The sequence below is a fragment of the Streptomyces sp. NPDC001678 genome, from assembly GCF_042892945.1.
GTDB lineage: Bacteria > Actinomycetota > Actinomycetes > Streptomycetales > Streptomycetaceae > Streptomyces.
Window position 1 is genome coordinate 181,683 of sequence record NZ_JBIAUP010000004.1, and the last position, 20,736, is coordinate 202,418.

Genomic DNA, 20,736 nt, shown 5'->3' on the forward strand with positions numbered 1-20,736 from the left:
GTGCGGATCAGCGACCGAGGCGCGCCAGACGGTCCATGACCTCCGCGCCTCGGTCCGCCGCCACGCTCAGGGCTATGTGGTTGTCGGGCCGTACGAGCACGAGCCCGTCGCCCTCGATCCCGTACGCCCGTCGGACGTGCCCCTCGTGGTCGTCGACACGCAGCACGGTCAGCATCTCCTCGTACTTCTCCCCCGCTTCCGCGAGGACCTCCGCCAGAGCCTTCGCGCTCGTCGGCCCGACACCGATGAGGGTGAAGCGCGGCCCGGCGAAGACCTCGAAGAGCCGTATCCCCGCGCCGGTCACGGCATCCCGGCAGGGCGCGTCGGGCGCCCGCTCCCCCGCCTTGGGCCCGCCCCACGCCAGCGAGCTCCAGCCGTAGCCGACGCCCAGCGTGGTGACGTCGTCGGTGATCACGGCCTCGGTGCCGACGCCCGCCTCCCGGACGCCCTCCAGGACCGCGCGCAGCCGCTCGTTCGTGAGGTCGAGCGTCCATGCCGCGACCGGCAGCCGCTCCTCCTCATAGGTGTCGAGCAGCCCGGGACCGGCCAGGCCGCGTATGACGAAGGCCAGTTTCCAGCCCAGATTGAAGGCGTCCTGAATGCCGGTGTTCATCCCCAGGCCGCCGGCGATCGAGTGGACGTGGGCCGCGTCCCCGGCGAGGAGGACCCGCCCGGCACGGAAGCGGTCGGCCATCCGGACGTTGATCCGGTAGGTGGAGATCCAGGTGGGGTCCGTCAGCCGCACGCCCGGTATCCGGGCGCACCGGTCGAAGAGCCGCTGGAAGGACTCCAGCGACGGCGGCACGAGCCGCCCGTCGGCGTCGCGCTCGGGCGAGCCCTGCAACTGCCAGTGCGTACTGCCCGGGAAGGGGCAGAGCATAAGGGCCGCGTCCTCGTCGAACCACTGGTGCCAGTAGGCGGGATCGAGCCCGTCGGCGCGGACGTCGCCGACCACCATGCTCTCCTCGTCGTCGGTCTCCCCCTCGAAGGCCACGCCCAGCGCCTTGCGCACGGGGCTGTGGCCGCCGTCGCAGCCCACGAGATAGGACGCCGCGATCCGCCGGCCGTCGGCGAGCTTCGCCACGACGCCGTCCGCGTCCTGGGTGAACCCGGCCAGCTCACAGCCGAGTTCGACCTGGACGCCGTGCTCGGCGAGCCCCTCACGCAGGATCTCCTCCGTGCGCCACTGGGGAATGAGCAGACCGCTGGCGTAGGGGACGTCGGGAGTGGGCACCCGGTCCGCGAAGGCGACGTGGTCGGCCACGGCGACGCCGTCGCGGTATTTGCGCAGGGTGATGTGCTCGGCGCCGGACGCGGCCGCCCGCTCCCCCAGCCCGAGGTCGTCGAAGAGCTCACGGCTGCGCTGATTGAGACCCTTGCCGCGGGAACCGCGGTGGAACTCCGGGGACTTGTCGATGATGCGGACGGCCACGCCGTCGCGGGCGAGCGAGCAGGCGAGGGTAAGGCCGGTGGGGCCGGCGCCCACGATCAGCACGTCTGTCGATACGTCTGTCGAAGTCATGTGCCCATGAAAGAGCCATTCGAGAGAAAACGCAACCGAGTAACAAAAGATTCTGGGTAACGTCACCTGCTAGAGTGAATCCGTGACCGATGAGACGGGACTGCGGGAACGGAAGAAGCAGCGCACGCGCCAGGCGCTGTCCGACACGGCCATCGAGCTGTTCCTGAAGCACGGCTTCGACCAGGTGTCCGTCGCGGACGTCGCGGCGGCGGTGGAGGTGTCCAAGCCGACGCTCTTCCGCTACTTCCCGGCCAAGGAGGACCTGGCGCTCCACCGGATCGCGGACCATCAGGGCGAGGCGGCGCGCGTCGTCGCCGGCAGGGCGGCCGGCCAGTCCCCGCTGGGCGCGCTCCGCGCGCACTACCACGCACGTCTGGACGCCCACGACCCCATCACGGGCCTCAACGACCATGCGGTGGTACGGGCGTTCAACGACATGCTCTACGGGACGCCGAGCCTGCTCGCGCGTCTCGTCCGCTACGCCGAGCGGGATGAGGAGCTGCTGGCGGGGGCGCTGTTGGAGGCGGGCGGGGGCGACGGTCCCGGCGCGCTGGTCGCCGGGCTCGCGGCGGCGCAGATCATCACCGTGCATCAGCGGTTGGCGCAGGAGAATTGGCGCAAGCTGGCCGCGGGGCGAACGGTCGGCGACGCGCTGGCGGAGGCTCACGCCGATGCGGATCGGGCGTACGACCTGCTCGGGGAGGGGCTTGGGGGACGGTTCGGGGGGTGACCGTGGCGGGGCAGGTGCGGGCCGTGGGCCGGTTTGTGCCCACCCGTTCCGCCCTGCGGAACGACTGCCCACAAACCGGCGGCTGCCCACGAACAAGTCACTCCTGCGGGTCCACCCCCGCCCGCCGCAACCCGTACGCGTACGCGTCGTCCAGGGCCTGCCACGACGCCGCGATGACGTTTTCCGCCACGCCCACCGTGGACCACTCGCCGCTCTCGTCGCTCGTGGAGACCAGGACCCGGGTCGTCGAGCCCGTGCCCAGGTTGCCCTCCAGGATGCGGACCTTGTAGTCGGTCAGCCGGATGCCGGCCAGCTGGGGGTAGATGCGCTCCAGCGCCACCCGCAGCGCCCGGTCGAGGGCGTCGACCGGGCCGTTGCCCTCGGCCGTGGCGACGATGCGCTCGCCCTTCGCCCACAGCTTCACGGTCGCCTCGTTGGCGTGGGTGCCGTCCGGGCGGTCCTCGGCGATGGCCCGCCAGGACTCCACTCGGTAGTAGCGCCGCGCCCGGCCCTCGATCTCCTCGCGGAGCAGCAGCTCGAAGGAGGCGTCGGCGGCCTCGTACGTGTAGCCCGCCAGCTCGCGCTCCTTGACCCGCTGGACGACGCGCCCGATCAGCTCGCGGTCGCCGCCGAGGTCGACGCCGAGTTCCTTGCCCTTGAGCTCGATGGAGGCGCGGCCGGCCATGTCGGAGACGAGCATCCGCATGGTGTTGCCGACCCGCTCGGGGTCGATGTGCTGGTAGAGGTCCGGATCCACCTTGATCGCCGAGGCGTGCAGCCCGGCCTTGTGGGCGAAGGCGGAGACACCCACGTACGGCTGGTGCGTGGACGGCGTGAGGTTGACGACCTCGGCGATGGCGTGCGAGATCCGGGTCGTCTCGGCCAGCCTGCCGGGCGGCAGCACCCGCCGGTCGTACTTGATCTCCAGGGCGGCGACCACCGGGAAGAGGTTGGCGTTGCCGACGCGCTCCCCGTAGCCGTTGGCCGTGCACTGGACGTGAGTGGCGCCGGCGTCCACCGCGGCGAGGGTGTTGGCGACGGCGCAGCCCGTGTCGTCCTGGGCGTGGATGCCCAGGCGCGCGCCGGTGTCGGTGAGCACGGTCCGGACGACGGCCTCGATCTGGGCGGGCAGCATGCCGCCGTTGGTGTCGCACAGGACGACGACGTCGGCACCGGCCTCATGGGCGGTCCGCACGACCTGGGTGGCGTAGCCGGAGTTGGCGCGGTAGCCGTCGAAGAAGTGCTCGCAGTCGACGAAGACGCGGCGGCCGTGCGAGCGCAGGTACGCGACCGTCTCGCGCACCATCGCGAGGTTCTCCTCGAGCGTGGTGCGCAGGGCGAGTTCCACGTGCCGGTCGTGCGACTTGGCGACGAGGGTGACGACGGGGGCCCCGGAGTCCAGGAGGGCGGCGACCTGCCGGTCGTCCTCGGCGCGCACGCCCGCCTTGCGGGTGGCGCCGAAGGCGACGAGCCGGGCGTGCCGGAAGCTGATCTCCGCGCGGGCGCGCTGGAAGAACTCGGTGTCGCGGGGGTTGGCGCCCGGCCAGCCGCCCTCGATGAAGCCGACGCCGAAGTCGTCCAGATGGCGGGCGATGGTGAGCTTGTCCGCGACGGTGAGATTGATGCCCTCGCGCTGCGCGCCGTCGCGCAGCGTGGTGTCGAAGACGTGGAAGGCGTCGTCGACGGGGGCGGCGGGTTCGAGGGGCTCGCGGCCGTCGGTTGCGTCCGTCATTGCTGGTCTGACTCCTGTGAGGATGTCGGTCTGCCGGGATGACCGGTACCGCCGCCCCCGGTGGGCCCGCGCCCTGCGCCTCCGGCGGAGGTGGGCCGGAAAACGCAAAAACCTCTCGCGGGTGCGAGAGGTCTGCGCGCGGGTCTGGGACGACGGTGTCCGCTCCGTACGGGTGGTACGGGAGCGGTCACTGCGGACCGGCGCGCCTGTTGCCCATAATCATGGCGAACGGGAGCATGGCGGCATACTGCCACAGGTCCGGTCCACGACGCGGGTGAGTCTCAGGATGCGGGCACTGTGTCCGTGTCCGTACGTTCCCGGGGCGTGGCCCCGACGCGCTTCAGGTCGATGTCCCGAGTCTCGCGCATGGTGAGGTAGACGACGAGGGAGACCGCCGCGCAGCCCGCGACGTACCAGTAGAAGCCGGACTCCAGATGGGCCTTCTTGAACCGGAGGGCCACGTATTCCGCCGTACCGCCGAACAGGGCGTTGGCGATGGCGTAGGGCAGGGCCACGCCCAGCGACCGTACGCCCGTGGGGAACAGCTCGGCCTTCACACAGGCGTTGATCGAGGTGTAGCCGGTGACCACCACCAGCGCCAGCAGGGACAGGCCGAGGGCCGGCCAGAAGGATCCCGCGTGCTTGAGCATCGTCAGGATCGGCACGGTGAGGAAGGTCGAGCCCACGGCGAAGGTGATCAGCAACGGCCGGCGGCCGATCCGGTCCGAGAGGGCGCCCGCCAGTGGCTGGAGGGCGGCGAAGACGATCAGCGCGCAGAAGCTGACGAGCGTCGCCGTCTGCTCGGGCAGGCCCGCGCTGTGGGAGAGGTACTTCGTCAGATAGGTGGTGTACGTGTAGTAGGCGACCGTGCCGCCCATGGTCAGGGCGATGACGAGGAGCGCCTCGCGCCTGTGCCGCAGCAGCGCCCGGATCGTGCCGCGGTCCTCGGCCCCCGTGTCGCCGTCCTCGGCTTCCTCGGCGTAGGCCTCCGTCTCCAGCATGTTGCGCCGCAGGTAGAAGATGACGGCGGCGCCGAGCGCGCCCACGGCGAAGGGGATGCGCCAGCCCCAGCTGTGGAGTTCGGCACTGGTGAGCGTGTGCTGGAGGATGATCAGCAGTCCCAGGCCCAGGATCTGGCCGGCGGTCATGGAGACGTACTGGAAGCTGGAGGCGAAGCCCCGGCGGCCGGGCGCGGAGGCCTCGGTGAGGTAGGTGGCGCTGGCCGCGTACTCGCCGCCGACGGACAGGCCCTGGAGCAGCCGGGCGACGAGGAGGACGAAGGCGCCGCCGTAGCCGGCGACCGCGTAGGTCGGGGCGACGGCGATGAGCACGGCGGACGCCGACATCAGGCTGACGGTCAGGGTGAGCGCCGCCTTGCGGCCGCGCCGGTCGCCGACCCGGCCCAGCAGCCAGCCGCCGACGGGCCGCATGAAGAAGCCGACGGCGAAGATGCCGGCGGTGTTCATGAGCTGCGCGGTGTCATTGCCCTTCGGGAAGAAGGAGCCCGCGAAGTAGGTGGCGAAGCTGGCGTAGACGAACCAGTCGAACCACTCGACCATGTTGCCGGCCGAGCCGACCCAGATCTTCTTCCAGTGCCGTGTCTGTGCCTGTCCCATGAGGGAACACGGTGGCGGAACGGCCCGGATTCGGACAAGGGTCCGGCCGGCAACGATCGCATGGACTTGCGTGCGTTACGTCCCCGCGCGCAAGAGCGAGCCCGTCTCAGCCCAGCGGGTGCATCCAGCCGTGGGCGTCCTCGGTGGCACCGGTCTGGACCGCCAGCAGCGCCTTGCGGAGGTTCATGGTGACCTCGCCGGGCTCGCCACCGGACTGGGTCCACTCGCCGTTCGCGGACTTCACATGCCCGACGGGGGTGATCACCGCGGCCGTGCCACAGGCGAAGACCTCGGTGAGGGTGCCGTTCTCGGTGTCGTGCTTCCACTGGTCGGTGGAGATCCGGCCCTCCTCGGACTCGTAGCCGAGGTCCTTGGCGATGGTCAGCAGCGAGTCACGGGTGACGCCGGCCAGCAGCGAACCGGTCAGCTCCGGCGTGATGATCCGGGGCTTCTCGCCGTCGCGGCCCCCGTACACGAAGTACAGGTTCATGCCGCCCATTTCCTCGACCCACTTGTGCTCCAGCGCGTCCAGCCAGACGACCTGGTCGCAGCCCTTCTCGGCCGCCTCGGCCTGGGCGAGCAGCGAGGCCGCGTAGTTGCCGCCGGTCTTGGCGAAGCCGATACCGCCGGGGACGGCGCGGACGTAGTTCTCGGACAGCCAGACGGAGACGGGCTTGACGCCGCCGGGGAAGTACGGGCCGGCCGGGGAGGCGATCACGATGAAGAGGTACTCGTTGGCGGGCTTCACGCCCAGGCCGACCTCGGTCGCGATCATGAAGGGGCGCAGATAGAGGGAGGCCTCGCCGCCGTGCTCCGGGACCCATGCCTTGTCCTGGCGGACCAGGGCGTCACAGGCCTCGATGAAGGTCTCGACCGGCAGCTCGGGCATGGCGAGCCGGCGGGCGGAGGCCTGGAAGCGGCGGGCGTTGGCGTCGGGGCGGAAGGTGGCGACCGAGCCGTCGGGGCGGCGGTAGGCCTTGAGCCCCTCGAAGATCTCCTGCGCGTAGTGGAGGGTCATGTTGGCCGGGTCGATGGACAGCGGCGCGTACGGGGTGAGCTGGGCGTCGTGCCAGCCGCGGCCCTCGGTCCACTTGATGGTGACCATGTGGTCGGTGAAGTGGCGGCCGAACCCGGGGTTGGCCAGGATCCGCTCGCGCTCCGCGTCGGACAGCGGGTGCGAGGAGGGCTTGAGCTCGATCGTGGGCGTCGTCATGAATGCGTGTCCTTCACCTTGGTATGTGGCGGACCGCGCTCACGTCACCCCGAGGGCATCGGGACGTCCGAGCTTCTTCGCCTCAATCGCGGCCCCACGTTCGATTATCGCTCGTGAGGGGCCCGACGGAAAACGTGCGCGCGGCCGGATTTCGATGCTGACACCTGGCCGCGCGCGAAAATTGCGACCGGTATCAGCCGGTTTGTACGGATGCGAGTACGCGCGATACCAGCGCGTCGCCCACCTGGTCGGTGGTGCGCACCGCGCTACCGCGCCCGGTGATGTCCTCGGCGACGGCCTTCTCGACGCGCACCGCCTCCGCCTCGTACCCGAGGTGGCGCAGCAGGAGCGCCACCGAGAGGACCGTGGCGGTCGGGTCGGCCTTGCCGGTGCCCGCGATGTCGGGCGCGGAGCCGTGGACCGGCTCGAACATCGAGGGGAAGGCCCCGGTGGGGTTGATGTTGCCGGAGGCGGCGAGGCCGATGCCGCCGGTGACGGCGGCGGCCAGGTCGGTGAGGATGTCGCCGAAGAGGTTGTCGGTGACGATGACGTCGAAGCGCTCCGGCTGGGTGACGAAGAAGATCGTCGCGGCGTCGACGTGCAGATAGTCGGTGGTGACCTCGGGGTACTCGCGGCCGACGCGGTCGAAGACGCCCTTCCAGAGGTGCCCGGCGTGCACGAGGACGTTGTTCTTGTGGACGAGGGTCAGCTTGCGGCGGGGGCGGGCCTGGGCGCGCTCGTAGGCGTCGCGGACCACGCGCTCCACGCCGTAGGCGGTGTTGACGCTGACCTCGGTGGCGACCTCGGCGGGGGTGCCGGTGCGCAGCGAGCCGCCGTTGCCGGTGTAGGGGCCCTCGGTGCCCTCGCGGACGACGACGAAGTCGATCTCGGGCCGGCCGGCGAGGGGACTGGTCGTGTGGGGGAACAGCTTCGAGGGCCGGAGATTGACGTAGTGGTCGAAGGCGAAGCGCAGCTTGAGCAGCAGCCCGCGCTCCAGGACGCCGGACGGCACCGACGGGTCGCCGATCGCGCCCAGCAGGATCGCGTCGTGCTGCTTGAGGGATTCCAGCTCGGCGTCCGGCAGGGTCTCGCCGGTGGCGTGCCAGCGGCGGGCGCCGAGGTCGTACTCCCGGGTCTCCAGCTTGACGTCCGAAGGGAGCGCGGAGCCAAGGACCTTGAGGCCCTGGGCCACGACCTCGGGGCCGATGCCGTCACCGGGGATCACTGCGAGACGAATGCTGCGAGACATACCGGGACCGTACTCCTGTGTCCCGCAGGATGACACACTCCGTCCGCGATATGGACACATTGCCAGCCGGACAGGCCACATTCATGGAAAGTACGTGTCCGCGCCGCCCGTTCCTGGCACTTTTTCCGGCATGGACACACCACGAGTAGGCATCCCCGACCGTCTCGCGCGCGATATGACGATGGCGGAGCAGCACGAGTACCTGCGCGGCAGGTTCACCCGGCGCGGGCTGCTGCGCGCGAGCGCCGTCACGGCCGGCGCGGTCGCCGGCACCGGCCTGCTGGGGGCGGGCGCCCCCGCGGCGTTCGCCGGGGGCGGTGGCACCGCGCGGCCCCTGACCCCCACGCTGATCACCACCCCGGCGACCGCGAGAGTCGACGGCTCGCTCGTCGCCCCGTTCGGGCGGCACCTGGCCTTCGGGGCCGACCCCCGGACACAGATGCGGATCTCCTGGCAGGTGCCGTTCGCGGTCAAGCGGCCGTTCCTCCGCGTCGGCCTCAAGCCCTGGGACCTCAGCCGGCGCATCCCCGCCGAGGTCCGCGCGCTGCACACCCCGCCCCTGAACAAGAAGCTCCCGGCCGTCGACCAGGTCTATCTCCACGCGGCCCTGGACGGTCTGGCCCCCGGCCAGACCTACTACTACGGCGTCGGCCACGACGGCTTCGACCCCGCCGACACCCGGAACTTCGCCACCGTGGGCACCTTCAGCACGGCTCCCGAGCGCGCGGAGCGGTTCGTCTTCACGGCCTTCGGCGACCAGGGCGTCAGCTACCACGCCCTCGCCAACGACCAGCTGATCCTCGGTCAGAACCCGGTCTTCCACCTCCACGCGGGCGACATCTGCTACGCCGACGACAGCGGCAACGGCAAGCCCACGGACGTCTACGACGCCCGGACGTGGGACCAGTTCCTCGCCCAGACCGAGACCGTGGCCTCGCGGGTGCCCTGGATGGTGACCACGGGCAACCACGACATGGAGGCCTGGTACTCCCCCAACGGCTACGGCGGGCAGAGCGCCCGCTGGACGCTGCCGGACAACGGCTTCGACGCCCGGAACTCGCCGGGCGTCTACTCCTTCGTCTACGGGAACGTGGGCGTCGTCGCGCTGGACGCCAACGACGTCTCGTACGAGATCACCGCCAACACCGGCTACAGCGGCGGCCGGCAGACCCGGTGGCTCGACCGGCGGCTGCGGGAGCTGCGCGAGCGGCGCGAGGTCGACTTCATCGTGGTCTTCTTCCACCACTGCGCCTTCTCCACGACCAACGGCCACGCCTCGGACGGCGGGGTGCGCGACCTGTGGGTACCGCTGTTCGAGAAGCACCGGGTGGATCTGGTGATCAACGGCCACAACCACGTCTACGAGCGCACCGACGCGATAAAGCACGGCAAGGTGGCGAAGCGGGTGCCGATCGGCGAGTCCGTCGACTCCTCGCAGGACGGCATCGTGTACGTCACCGCGGGCGGCGCCGGGAAGTCGCTCTACGACTTCCCGGTACCGGACAGCTACGAGGGCCATGTGAAGGACGTGGACGCCGTCGCCAGCTATCACTGGGCCAAGGGCCGGGTGAAGGCCAAGGAGACGGTGGAGTGGTCGCGGGTGCGTTTCACGGGCTACTCGTTCCTGGCGGTCGAGTCCGAACCCGGCCGGCGCCCTCGGCTGACGGTGACGGCGCTGGCGGAGAGCGGCGCCCGGGTGGACCACTTCCAGATCACCCGTCCGGGGCGTGCGGCGGACGACCAGGAGGGTGACGACCGGGGTCAGTGACCGGTCACGCCGCCGTTGTCGCGGCGGTCGAGCGCGCGCTGGAGCGCGGCGGCGGCGTTGGCCCGGTCGGCGTCGCGCTGCGCGCGGTCGGCGGTACGGACGGCACGGCGGGTCCTGCGGACGACGGTTTCAGGCATGGGGCACGTCTCCTCTGCGATTCCGGGAGGGATGCGATGCGGGAGTGCCGGAAGGGGCGGGGGCCTGCGGTGCGGCAGGGGTCACCTGCGCGGGGCACGCGGCCGCGACCGCCGTTTCGCTCGATCGAGCGGGGCGTTCGGCTGTCGTCAACGCTAGGACAGCGCGGGCGCGATGTCTCGCTTATTACTCGGACTTCCTACTATCTGAGACATGGAACCGCCCCCGGCCCCGGCTGGGGAGCCGGGGACGGGGGCGGGGATCAGGCGCGGGCCGTGGATCAGCCCATGTGGGGGTAGCGGTAGTCGGTCGGCGGGACCAGGGTCTCCTTGATCGACCGGGTCGACACCCAGCGCTGGAGGTTGCTCGCGGCACCGGCCTTGTCGTTGGTGCCGGAGGCGCGGCCGCCGCCGAAGGGCTGCTGGCCGACGACGGCGCCGGTCGACTTGTCGTTGATGTAGAAGTTGCCCGCGGCGAAGCGGAGCTTTGCCATCGCGTCGGCGGCCGCGGCGCGGTCACCGGCGATGATCGAGCCGGTCAGGGCGTAGGCCGAGACGGACTCCATCTGGGCGAGCATCGCGTCGAAGTCGGCGTCCTCGTAGACGTGGACGGCGAGGATCGGGCCGAAGTACTCGGTCGTGAAGACCTCGTTCTCCGGGTCGGTGCACTCGATGACGGTCGGGCGGACGAAGTAGCCCACCGAGTCGTCGTAGCTGCCACCGGCGACGATCGTGCAGGTGGAGTCCTCCTTGGCGCGGTCGATGGCGGCCTTGTTCTTGGCGAAGGCGCGCTCGTCGATGACGGCGCCGATGAAGTGCGACAGGTCGGTGACGTCACCCATGGTGATGCCGTCGACCTCGGCCGCGAACTCCTCCTTGAAGCCGTCCTCCCAGATGGAGCGGGGGATGTAGGCACGGGAGGAGGCGGAGCACTTCTGGCCCTGGAACTCGAAGGAGCCGCGGGTCAGCGCGGTCTTCAGGATGGCGCGGTCGGCGCTCGGGTGGGCGACGACGAAGTCCTTGCCGCCGGTCTCGCCGACCAGGCGCGGGTAGGAGCGGTACTTCTCGATGTTGTTGCCGACCGTCTTCCACAGGTACTGGAAGGTCTTGGTCGAGCCGGTGAAGTGGATGCCCGCGAGCTCGGGGTGGTTCAGGGCCACCTCGGAGACGGCGATGCCGTCGCCGGTCACCAGGTTGATGACGCCCTTGGGCAGGCCGGCCTCCTCCAGCAGCTTCATCAGCAGCACGGCGGAGTGGGTCTGCGTCGGGGACGGCTTCCAGACGACCACGTTGCCCATGAGGGCCGGGGCGGTCGGCAGGTTGCCGGCGATGGCGGTGAAGTTGAAGGGCGTGATCGCGTAGACGAAGCCCTCCAGCGGCCGGTGGTCGCTGCGGTTCCACACGCCGGCGGAGTTGGCGACCGGCTGCTCGGCGAGGATCTGGCGCGCGAAGTGCACGTTGAAGCGCCAGAAGTCGACGAGCTCACAGGGCGTGTCGATCTCGGCCTGCTGGGCGGTCTTGGACTGGCCGAGCATGGTGGAGGCGGCCAGCGTCTCGCGCCAGGGGCCGGCCAGCAGCTCGGCGGCGCGCAGGATGATCGCGGCGCGGTCGTCGAAGGACATCGCGCGCCACGCCGGGGCGGCGGCCAGGGCCGCGTCGATCGCGTCCTGGGCGTCCTGCTCGGTGGCGTTGCGGTACGTGCCGATCACGGCGGCGTGGTTGTGCGGCTGGACGACCTTGAAGGCCTCGCCGCCGCCCATCCGCTTCTCGCCGTTGATCGTCATCGGCAGATCGATGGGGTTGGCCGCCAGCTCCTTGAGCTTGGCCTCCAGCCGGGCGCGCTCGGGGGAACCGGGGGCGTAGGTGTGCACCGGCTCGTTGACCGGCGCGGGGACCTGGGTCACAGCGTCCATGATTCCGTGTCTCCTTCGGGGCGTGACGGGGGTGTGGGTGGGGCTCAGCCCTTGGTGAGGATCGAGCGCGCGAAGAACAGCAGGTTGGCCGGCTTCTCGGCGAGGCGGCGCATGAAGTAGCCGTACCAGTCGGTGCCATACGCGGTGTAGACACGCATACGGTGGCCCTCGGCCGCCAGACGGACGTGCTCGTCACTGCGGATGCCGTAGAGCATCTGGAATTCGTACTCGTCCAGATTGCGACCTGCCTGCCTGGCCAGCTCCTGGGTGATGGCGATCAGACGGGGGTCGTGCGAACCGATCATCGGATAGCCCGAGCCCGCCATGAGGATCTTGACGATCCGCACGAACGCCTTGTCGATCTCGGCCTTGTCCTGGTACGCGACGGAGGCGGGCTCCTTGTACGCACCCTTCACGATACGCACCCGGCTGCCGGCCGCGGCGAGCCGGCGGGCGTCGTCCTCGGTGCGGAAGAGGTACGCCTGGATGACGCAGCCGGTCTTCGGGAAGTCCTTCCGCAGCTCCTCGTGGATGGCGAACATCGAGTCGAGGGTCGTGTGGTCCTCGGCGTCCAGCGTGACCGTGGTACCTATGGCGTCGGCGGCCTCGACGACCGGGCGGACGTTGGCGAGGGCCAGCTCATGGCCGTTCTCCAGGGACTGGCCGAACATGGACAGCTTGACCGACATCTCGGCCTTCGCGCCCAGGCCGAGCTCCTTGAGCCGGTCGATCAGCTCCAGATAGGCGTCGCGCGCCGCGTACGACTGCTCGACCGTGGTGATGTCCTCGCCCACCACGTCGAGGGTGACCTCGAGGCCCTTCGCCGCGGCGTCCTCCACGATGGGGATCACCTGGGCGACGGTCTCGCCGGCGATGAAGCGGTCGACGACCTGCTTGGTGCCCGGGGCGGCCGAGACGAAACGGCGCATCTTGTCGCTGCGGGACGCGGCGAGGATCACGGGACCCAGCATGGGCACCTCCACGATGAAGGCCGTCCCCACCTGGGGAGACGGCATAAGTGACTCATCGTGAAACGTAGAGTTCACGCCATCTCGCTGCCATCGACACCTGTCACGCATTCGTGGCCGGGATCTCAGACAGATGTATGACAATGATGGCCGACGAATACCCGAAGGGAGCAGGGCGCGGCATGCGTGGCGAGTATCAGCACCTCGTGGACGAGATCTCGGCGGCGCTCGGCGTGCCCGCGACGCTGGAGGACCGCGACTTCGGCCTGATCGCCTTCGGCGCCCACGGCGACGACGACGCGGACCTGATGATGGACCCGGTGCGCACCCGCTCGATCCTCCAGCGCCGCTCCACAGCGGCGGTACGGGCGTGGTTCGAGGCGTTCGGCATCGCCCGCGCGCAGGCCCCGCTGCGCATCCCGCCGGATCCGGCGGCGGGGGTGTTCACCGGCCGCATCTGCCTGCCGGTGCGCCACGGCGGGGTGGTGCACGGCTATGTCTGGCTGCTGGACGACGAGCATCTGGCGGGGCTGGACCTCGGTGTCCCGTTCGCCGACCCCCGGCTCGCCCAGGCGGTGGAGACGACCAGCCGGATCGGGGCCATGCTGGCGGCGGAGGCCCGGGCGGGCGCGGAGCTGGGCGAGCTGCTGCGGGATCTGCTGACCGCCCGGCCGGCGGCGGTGGAGGCGGCGCGCGGCGCGCTGCGGGAGGCCCTGGGCCCGGCGGCGGACGGGCCGCTGGCGCTGGTCGCGGTCGCCCCGTGGCAGGCGGGTGACGGCGAAGCGGGCCCGGAGGGCTCGGGCTCGGCGCTCGCGGCGCAGTCCGGGGTGGCCGCGATGTGCGCGGTGCCGGGCTCGCTCCCCGACGGCTCGGCGGCCCTCGCGGCCCTGATCCGGCTGCGGGCCACCTCCTCGCCCGCCCCGGCCCGGGCCGCCGCCGACCGGCTGCTGCGCTCGCCGCGCGCGGGACGGCCCGCGCCGGACGACACGGCCGCCGGCCCGGCGCCCGGGCTCGCGGCGGCCGGCCTGGGCACGCCCCGCCGTGGCCTGGTGGAACTGCCGGAGGCCTGGTCGGAGGCGCTGTCCGCGGCCCGCGCGGCCGTGGCGGAGCGCCGGCTGGGCCCGGTGGCGGAGTGGGCCGGCATCGGCCCGTACCGGGTGCTGACGGGGCTCGCCCCGGAGCGCGCGGCGGACCCGGCGGTGCTGCCGCTGCTGGAGCGCGCGCACACCGAACTGGCCCGTACGGCCGAGGTGTACCTCGACTGCGCGGGCCAGGCGGGGCGCACGGCCGCGGCCCTGGGCATCCACCGGCAGACGCTCTACTACCGGCTCGGCCGGGTGGAGCAGCTGACGGGCCTGGACCTTGACGACGGCGAGGACCGGCTGCTGCTCCACATGACGCTCAAGGCGTCCCGGCTGCGGCGCGCCTAATCCATCCGGATGGCCTGCACCGGACAGCCCCGGACGGCCTCCTTGACGAGCGGGTCGCCCCCGCCGTCCTCGCGGCCGTCCCGTACGACGCCGAAGCCGTCGTCGTCCTGCTCGAAGACGGAAGGCGCGGTGAGGGCACACATGCCCGAACCGATACAGACACCGGAATCGATACTGACGCGCATGGCAGTGCTCCGTTCTTCGGTCACGTCGACAGTCGGAGGCCGGTCACCAGGTGACAGGAAGAGCGTAGAGGCCTTGCAGGGAGCCCGCGGGCTTCACGGGCACCTCGCCGGGGGCGACGGCCAGCCGCAGGGTGGGGATACGGGTGATGAGCGTGCCGAGGGCGATCTCCAGTTCGGCACGGGCGAGGTTCTGGCCGAGGCACTGGTGGACGCCGAACCCGAAGGCGATGTGGTGGCGGGCCGAGCGCCGGACGTCGAGGACGTCGGGGTCCGCGTAGACGGCGGCGTCGCGGTTGACCACCGACGGGGGGAGGACGATCCCCTCGCCGGCCCGGATCGTCTCGCCGTGGATCTCGATGTCCTCCGTGGCGACGCGCACGAGCCCGTCCGCGACGGACAACAGGCGCATCAGCTCCTCGACGGCGCCGGGCATCAAAGCGGGATCGGCGCGCAACGCGGCGAGCTGGTCCGGGTGTTCGAGCAGGGTGTAGGTGCCGAGGGAGATCATGTTGGACGTGGTCTCGTGCCCGGCGACCAGCAGGAGCAGGGTGAGCATGACGAGTTCGTCGCGGTCGACCCGGCTCTCGCCGAGCGGGCCGGCGATGAGCTCGTCGAGCAGACCGTCGGGACCGCCGGTCCCGTTCTCCTTGTCGGCGACGAGCCCGTGGAGATACGCGGTGAGCTTGTCCCGGGCGGCGCGGGCCTCCATCGGCCCCGGCGCGCCGAGCAGTTCGCGGGAGACCCCCTCGAAGAAGTCGTGGTCGGCGTAGGGCACGCCGAGCAGATAGCAGATGGACATCGACGGCACGGGCAGGGCGTACTCGGAGACGAGCTCGGCGCCCGGCCCCGCGGCGAGCATCGCGTCCAGGAGGCCGTCCACGGTCCGCTGGATCCAGGGGCGCATCGCGGCGATGCGCTTGAGGCCGAACGCGGGGATCAGCATCCGGCGCTGCCGGGCGTGGCGCGGGTCGTCGACCCCGAGGAGGGGCAGCTCGACATCGTCCTGCCGCACGGCGCGCGGCACGAGGACCGGGAAGGAAGGATTCTGCCGGTCGGCGGAGAGCCGGGGGTCGGCCAGCAGGGCCCGGGCCTCGGCGTGCCCGGTGACGGCCCACACCTCACGGCCGTCGTAGAGCGTCACCCGGGCCAGGGGGCCCTGGGCGGCCATCTCCGGATAGGCGGCCGGCGGGTGGTACGGACAGGTGCGGGCCTGCGGAAAGGCGGTGGCGGGGGAGCTGGTCACGGACATGTGCGACCTCCCAGAGGGAACTAGTATCCTCGGGCAACCAGTACAGCGGATACCTCCGGTTACGTCCAGTACGCCCGCCAACGCGCTTCCGCGCAACGTTATTTCGGCGCCAGCACCGTGCCCGCGACCACGCGGCCCATGCCCTCGACGACGTCCCGGCCCGACGGCACCTGCCGGGGGTCGATCAGCCACAGCACCCACAGCCCGGTGAAGAGGGAGTAGTACACGTGGCCGCTGGTCCGCGTGGCCTCCTCGGGGACCTCCGTGTCGTCGACGCCCTCGAACACCGCGACCAGCCCCTCGCGCCCGTACGGCAGCATCTCGGCGAACCGCTCCTTGAGCTCGGGGTGGTTGCCCAGCTGGCCCATCACCTCCAGCTGCGCCGACCAGAACCGCTCGTCCTCCGGGAAGTTGGCGACGATGCCGTCGATGACGGCGGCGAGCCGCTCCTCGCGCGAGGTCGCGGCCCCCACGGCGCCCGCCAGCGTGTTGGTGATCCTCTCCCCCCAGTCCTCGGTGAGCTTCAGGAAGCCCTCCATCATCAGCGCGTCCTTGGACCCGTAGTGATAGCCGATCGAGGCGAGGTTGGCGCCGGAGGCCGCCACGATGTCGCGCGCGGTCGTGCGCACCCAGCCCTTCTCCAGCAGGCAGCGCTTGGCGCCTTCGAGCAGATCTTCGCGATGTCCCATGAGGAGACCCTAACCCGATGCCATACACCCGTCCCAGACAGACGTCTTAAACGCCCGTCATAGACAAGCGTTTAAGACACCCGTATAGTCCCTGGCATGACGAACCCCAGCACCCGTGCCGGGCGCAAGGAATGGACGGCCTTCGTGGTCCTCCTCCTGCCCCTCCTCCTGGTCTCGATGGACGTCTCCGTCCTCTTCTTCGCCGTGCCGGCCATCACCGAGGACCTGGCGGCGAGCAGCACCCAGCAGTTGTGGATCTTCGACAGCTACGCCTTCGCCCTGGCCGGGCTGCTGATCACGATGGGATCGCTCGGCGACCGGATCGGCCGCCGTAAGCTCCTGCTGCTGGGCGCCACCGCCTTCGGCGCCGCCTCGGTCGCGGCGGCCTACGCGCAGAACGCCGAGATGCTCATCGCGGCACGCTTCGTCCTGGGCATAGGCGGCGCGACACTGATGCCCAGCACCATGGGGCTGGTGCGCAACATGTTCCAGGACGACGCACAGCGCACGAAGGCCGTCGGCATCTGGTCCGGTGCCATGGCCGGTGGCATCGCGCTGGGTTCGGTGCTCGGCGGGGTGATGCTCCAGCACTTCTGGTGGGGCTCGGTCTTCCTGATCAACGTCCCCGCGATGCTTCTGCTGCTGGTCTTCGTGCCGCTGCTGGTGCCCGAGTTCAAGGACCCCCGGCCCGGCCGGTTCGACTTCCTGAGCGTGCCGCTCTCGATGGGCGCCGTGCTCCCCGTGATCTACGGCGTCAAGCGGATGGCGGCCGACGGCTTCAGCGTCCCGCTGCTGCTCTGCGTGCTGGCCGGCCTGGTGGTCGGCGCGGCCTTCGTCCTCCGTCAGCGCCGCAGGCGGGACGCCATGATCAGCCGTGAGCTGTTCCGGCACCGTGCCTTCGGAGCGGGCGTCGCGCTCAACGCCCTGGCGATGTTCGGCATGATGGGCTCCACCTACTTCACCACGCAGTACCTCCAGGCGGTGCTGGGCAAGGGCCCGCTGGAGGCGGCGCTGTGGGGCACGCTCCCCTCGCTCGCCGTGGGCGTCGCCGGACCGGTCGCCACCGTCATGGGCCAGAAGGTGAACAAGGCCCTGGTGATCGCCGCGGGCTTCCTCATCGCCGCGGCCGGCTTCGCCGTCCTCCTGGGCACGGGCACGGACTCACTGTTCCTGACACTGGTGGCCTGCGCGGTCATCGCCTGTGGCATCGTCACCGTGATGGCGCTCGTCTCCGACATGGCGCTCGGCTCAACCCCTGCGGAGAAGGCCGGTTCGGCCGCTTCCCTGGTGGAGGCCGGCCAGGAGTTCGGCGGCGCCCTGGGCATGGCCGCGTTCGGAAGCGTCGGCATGGCCGTCTACCGCCACGACATCACCCGGGACGCCCCCGCCGGCCTGCCGCACGGCGCGCTGGAGGCGGCACGGGAGACCCTGGTCGGAGCCGTCTCCACGGCCGCCGGGCTGCCCGGCCGGACGGGCGGGGCCCTGGCCGCCGCGGCCCGCGACGCGTTCGTCCACGGGATGCACGTCGCCGCGATCGGCGCCACGGCCGTGCTGGCCCTGGGCGCGGCCGTGGCGGTGGCCGCCCTGCGGAGCGGCCGCGACGACGCGGAGCGGCTCCATGAGGAGCCGTTGGTCACCGCCGGCCACTGACGACCTCAGCGGCGCCCCTCCCCGGGGCGCCGCTCCGCCCTGCGCGGGGACAGCCCGTCGAGCAACCGGGCCAGCCCGAACTCGAGCATGGCGTCGAGGCCCAGCCCCAGACCGAGGAACCGTTCGTCGACGGGGTCCTCCAGATCGACCGCGACGCCGCGCACGAAGGCGGCGAGCGTGACGGCCGTACGCAGCGACTCGGCCGCGCCGAGCCGTTCGACGGCGGGGGCGACGGTCCACTCCAGCAGTCCCAGCGCGTTCGGGGACGACAACAGGCCGGTGACGGAAGCGGACTTCGCCAGCCAGGGGTGGCGCCGGTAGAGCGCCCACTGCGCGCGGGCCGACGCCTCCAGCCGTGCCCGCCAGTCGTCCGGCGCGCACGCCGCGATCCGGGTCTCGCCGAAGACGGTGTCCGCCATCAGCGCGACGAGCTCGTCCTTGCCCGGCACGTGGCGGTACAACACCATGGTGGAGACGCCGAGTTCGGCGGCGATCGCGCGCATGGAGAGCGCGCCGGATCCGCCCGCGTCGGCCACGGCGATCGCCACGCGCACGACGTGGTCGCGCGTGAGCCCGGGGGTGGGGGCGGGGGCGGGGCGCCGCGTCGGGCGGGGCGGGCCGGGCACGACCACGGTGCCGACGCCGGGCACCGCTTGCACCAGGCCCTCCTGCCGTAATACGGCGAGGGCCTTGGTGGCGGTGGCCAGGGCCACGCCCCACTCCTCGGTGATCCCACGGGTGGACGGGACCCGCTCGCCCGCGCGGAGTTCGCCGGAGGCGATGCGGGAGCGGAGTTCCGCGGCGACGCGGAGGTATGGGGGTACGGCGCCCATAGGGCGAGGTTAGCTTTCGGCTGCCCCGCCGTGGGGGTTTCCCACGCCTTCGGCGCGGGATTTCGCCCACCCACCCGCCCGATTACCCGGCACGGATCGCCCGGGTAAGGGGCGGGGGTGGGGAGCAGGTCAAGGTCAGGCCGTCAGGTCCACCGCCCGGCCCGACGTCGCGCCGATCTCCTGCGAGATCTCCGCGAGCACAGAGGCCGGCACCGACTCGTCGACCGTCAGGGCGACCAGCGCCTCCCCGCCCTCCGTCGCCCGCGACACCTGCATGCCCGCGATGTTGATGCCCGCCTCGCCGAGGATGCGCCCCAGCGTGCCCACCACACCCGGCCGGTCCATGTACCGCAGGAAGGCCATGTGGTCCGCGAGCGTCAGATCCACATCGTGCTCGCCCACCGCGACGATCTTCTGGAGGTTCTTCGGCCCGGCCAGCGTGCCGGAGATCGACACCTCGCCGCCCCCGGCGAGCGTGCCGCGCACGGTGACCACGTTGCGGTGGTCCGGCGACTCCGAGCCCGTGGTCAGCCGCACCTCGACCCCGCGCTCCTGCGCGAACAGCGGCGCGTTGACGTACGAGACGGTCTCGTCGACGACGTCCTCGAACACGCCCTTGAGCGCGGACAGTTCGAGCACCTTCACATCGTGCTGGGTGAGCTCCCCGTACACCTCGACATCCAGCCGCACCGCGACCTCGCCCGCCAGCGCGGTGAAGATCCGGCCGAGCTTCTCGGCCAGCGGCAGCGCCGGCTTGACGTCCTCGGCGATCACACCACCCTGCACATTGACGGCGTCCGGCACCAGCTCCCCCGCCAGAGCCAGCCGCACCGACTTGGCGACGGCGATGCCGGCCTTCTCCTGGGCCTCGCCCGTGGAGGCGCCCAGGTGGGGCGTGGCCACGACGTTGTCGAACTCGAAGAGCGGCGAGTCGGTGCACGGCTCGGACGCGTACACGTCCAGACCGGCACCCGCCACCCGGCCCTCCTTCAACGCGGCGGCAAGAGCCACCTCGTCGACGATGCCACCGCGCGCGGCGTTGACGATCCGCACCGAGGGCTTGACCTTGCGCAGCGCCTCGTCGCCGATGAGCCCCAGCGTCTCGGGGGTCTTGGGGAGGTGGACGGTGATGAAGTCGGAGACCTTGAGCAGCTCGTCCAGCGTCAGCAGCTTGACGCCCATCTGGGCGGCGCGCGCGGGCTGTACGTACGGGTCGTAGGCGACGACCTTCATGCCGAAGGCGGACATCCGCTGGGCGACGAGGACGCCGATGCGCCCGAGCCCGACGACACCCAGGGTCTTCTCGGACAGCTCCACACCCGTGTACTTGGAGCGCTTCCACTCGCCGTTCTTCAGCGCGGCGTTGGCCTGGGGGATGTTGCGGGCGGTGGCGACGAGCAGACCGCAGGCGAGCTCGGCGGCGGTGACGATGTTGGAGGTCGGCGCGTTGACGACCATCACACCGGCCTTGGTGGCGGCGGAGACGTCGACGTTGTCCAGGCCGACGCCGGCGCGCGCGATGACCCGCAGCCGCTTCGCCGCGGCGATGGCCTCGGCGTCGAGCCGGGTGGCGGAGCGCACCAGGACCGCGTCCACGTCGGCGAGAGCGGGCAGCAGCTGCGCGCGGTCGGCGCCGTCGCAGTGCCGGATCTCGAAGTCCGGCCCGAGGGCGTCGACGGTGGCGGGAGAGAGCTCTTCGGCGATGAGTACGACGGGCTTGTGTGCCGGGGTACGAGTGCTCACGTGGGTCTCAGTCCTCACTAGTCCTTCGCGGACGGCCGTCCCGACGGCCGAAGGCGGTGAAGGGGGCAGCCGCGTGGAAGACGCACGACGCTGTGAGCCTGACGCGTTTGTG

17 protein-coding genes are annotated in these 20,736 nt (G+C 71.2%); 4 read left to right on the forward strand and 13 right to left on the reverse strand.

The window, feature by feature from the left end:
* Positions 1-7: 7 nt before the first annotated feature.
* On the reverse strand, positions 8-1,522 hold the full coding sequence (locus ACFYZR_RS10235) for an FAD-dependent monooxygenase (protein WP_391907729.1): 1,515 nt from the start codon (positions 1,520-1,522) through the stop codon (positions 8-10).
* An 82-nt stretch (positions 1,523-1,604) separates the two neighbouring features.
* Here ACFYZR_RS10235 and ACFYZR_RS10240 point away from each other — a divergent pair, with 82 nt between their 5' ends.
* Complete coding sequence (locus ACFYZR_RS10240; protein WP_391907732.1) at positions 1,605-2,252, forward strand: TetR/AcrR family transcriptional regulator; 648 nt, start codon at positions 1,605-1,607, stop codon at positions 2,250-2,252.
* A gap of 97 nt (positions 2,253-2,349) precedes the next feature.
* On the opposite strand, the gene cimA is transcribed toward ACFYZR_RS10240, so the two are convergent.
* The 4 genes from cimA to ACFYZR_RS10260 form a co-directional block, all read right to left on the reverse strand.
* Positions 2,350-3,984 carry a citramalate synthase gene (gene cimA / locus ACFYZR_RS10245; RefSeq protein ID WP_391907735.1) on the reverse strand — a complete coding sequence of 545 codons (1,635 nt, stop codon included), beginning with the start codon at positions 3,982-3,984 and terminating at the stop codon, positions 2,350-2,352.
* Positions 3,985-4,265: 281 nt separating this feature from the next.
* A complete protein-coding gene (locus ACFYZR_RS10250; RefSeq protein ID WP_391907738.1) occupies positions 4,266-5,600 on the reverse strand; it encodes an MFS transporter in 1,335 nt (444 codons plus the stop codon).
* A 106-nt stretch (positions 5,601-5,706) separates the two neighbouring features.
* A complete protein-coding gene (locus ACFYZR_RS10255; RefSeq protein ID WP_391907741.1) occupies positions 5,707-6,813 on the reverse strand; it encodes a branched-chain amino acid aminotransferase in 1,107 nt (368 codons plus the stop codon).
* A 193-nt stretch (positions 6,814-7,006) separates the two neighbouring features.
* On the reverse strand, positions 7,007-8,062 hold the full coding sequence (locus tag ACFYZR_RS10260) for a 3-isopropylmalate dehydrogenase (RefSeq protein ID WP_391907744.1): 1,056 nt from the start codon (positions 8,060-8,062) through the stop codon (positions 7,007-7,009).
* A 130-nt stretch (positions 8,063-8,192) separates the two neighbouring features.
* Between ACFYZR_RS10260 and ACFYZR_RS10265 the strand changes: the two genes are divergently transcribed.
* Complete coding sequence (locus tag ACFYZR_RS10265; RefSeq protein ID WP_391907747.1) at positions 8,193-9,830, forward strand: purple acid phosphatase family protein; 1,638 nt, start codon at positions 8,193-8,195, stop codon at positions 9,828-9,830.
* Here ACFYZR_RS10265 and ACFYZR_RS10270 read toward each other — a convergent pair.
* The 3 genes from ACFYZR_RS10270 to ACFYZR_RS10280 all read right to left on the reverse strand — a co-directional run bounded on the left by ACFYZR_RS10270 (position 9,824) and on the right by ACFYZR_RS10280 (position 12,848).
* The gene (locus ACFYZR_RS10270; protein ID WP_391907750.1) at positions 9,824-9,967 is read right to left on the reverse strand and encodes a hypothetical protein; all 144 of its coding nucleotides are present in this window, start codon (positions 9,965-9,967) and stop codon (positions 9,824-9,826) included. The two genes, ACFYZR_RS10265 and ACFYZR_RS10270, sit on opposite strands and share 7 nt — an antisense overlap.
* A 278-nt stretch (positions 9,968-10,245) precedes the next feature.
* Entirely contained in the window at positions 10,246-11,877 is a 1,632-nt protein-coding gene (gene pruA, locus ACFYZR_RS10275) for an L-glutamate gamma-semialdehyde dehydrogenase (RefSeq protein WP_391907753.1), read from the reverse strand.
* A 44-nt stretch (positions 11,878-11,921) separates the two neighbouring features.
* Positions 11,922-12,848: a proline dehydrogenase family protein gene (locus tag ACFYZR_RS10280; RefSeq protein WP_391908546.1), complete on the reverse strand. Its 927-nt coding sequence runs from the start codon at positions 12,846-12,848 to the stop codon at positions 11,922-11,924.
* A 179-nt stretch (positions 12,849-13,027) separates the two neighbouring features.
* On the opposite strand from ACFYZR_RS10280, the gene ACFYZR_RS10285 reads away from it, so the two are divergent.
* The gene (locus ACFYZR_RS10285; protein WP_391907756.1) at positions 13,028-14,275 is read left to right on the forward strand and encodes a PucR family transcriptional regulator; all 1,248 of its coding nucleotides are present in this window, start codon (positions 13,028-13,030) and stop codon (positions 14,273-14,275) included.
* On the opposite strand, the gene ACFYZR_RS10290 is transcribed toward ACFYZR_RS10285, so the two are convergent.
* From ACFYZR_RS10290 to ACFYZR_RS10300, 3 genes are all read right to left on the reverse strand, one after another.
* Positions 14,272-14,460 (reverse strand): ferredoxin, encoded by a 189-nt coding sequence (locus tag ACFYZR_RS10290; protein WP_391907759.1) that lies wholly within the window; start codon positions 14,458-14,460, stop codon positions 14,272-14,274. The two genes, ACFYZR_RS10285 and ACFYZR_RS10290, sit on opposite strands and share 4 nt — an antisense overlap.
* 43 nt (positions 14,461-14,503) lie before the next feature.
* The gene (locus tag ACFYZR_RS10295) at positions 14,504-15,709 is read right to left on the reverse strand and encodes a cytochrome P450 (protein WP_391907762.1); all 1,206 of its coding nucleotides are present in this window, start codon (positions 15,707-15,709) and stop codon (positions 14,504-14,506) included.
* A gap of 98 nt (positions 15,710-15,807) precedes the next feature.
* On the reverse strand, positions 15,808-16,398 hold the full coding sequence (locus tag ACFYZR_RS10300) for a TetR/AcrR family transcriptional regulator (RefSeq protein ID WP_391907765.1): 591 nt from the start codon (positions 16,396-16,398) through the stop codon (positions 15,808-15,810).
* A gap of 96 nt (positions 16,399-16,494) precedes the next feature.
* On the opposite strand from ACFYZR_RS10300, the gene ACFYZR_RS10305 reads away from it, so the two are divergent.
* Positions 16,495-18,048: an MFS transporter gene (locus ACFYZR_RS10305; RefSeq protein ID WP_391907768.1), complete on the forward strand. Its 1,554-nt coding sequence runs from the start codon at positions 16,495-16,497 to the stop codon at positions 18,046-18,048.
* Between the two features lie 5 nt (positions 18,049-18,053).
* On the opposite strand, the gene ACFYZR_RS10310 is transcribed toward ACFYZR_RS10305, so the two are convergent.
* Both ACFYZR_RS10310 and serA read right to left on the reverse strand, forming a co-directional pair.
* Positions 18,054-18,881, reverse strand: a complete 828-nt coding sequence (locus ACFYZR_RS10310) for a GntR family transcriptional regulator (protein ID WP_391907772.1) — start codon at positions 18,879-18,881, stop codon at positions 18,054-18,056.
* Between the two features lie 135 nt (positions 18,882-19,016).
* Positions 19,017-20,624: a phosphoglycerate dehydrogenase gene (gene serA, locus ACFYZR_RS10315; RefSeq protein ID WP_391907775.1), complete on the reverse strand. Its 1,608-nt coding sequence runs from the start codon at positions 20,622-20,624 to the stop codon at positions 19,017-19,019.
* Between the last annotated feature and the right edge of the window lie 112 nt (positions 20,625-20,736).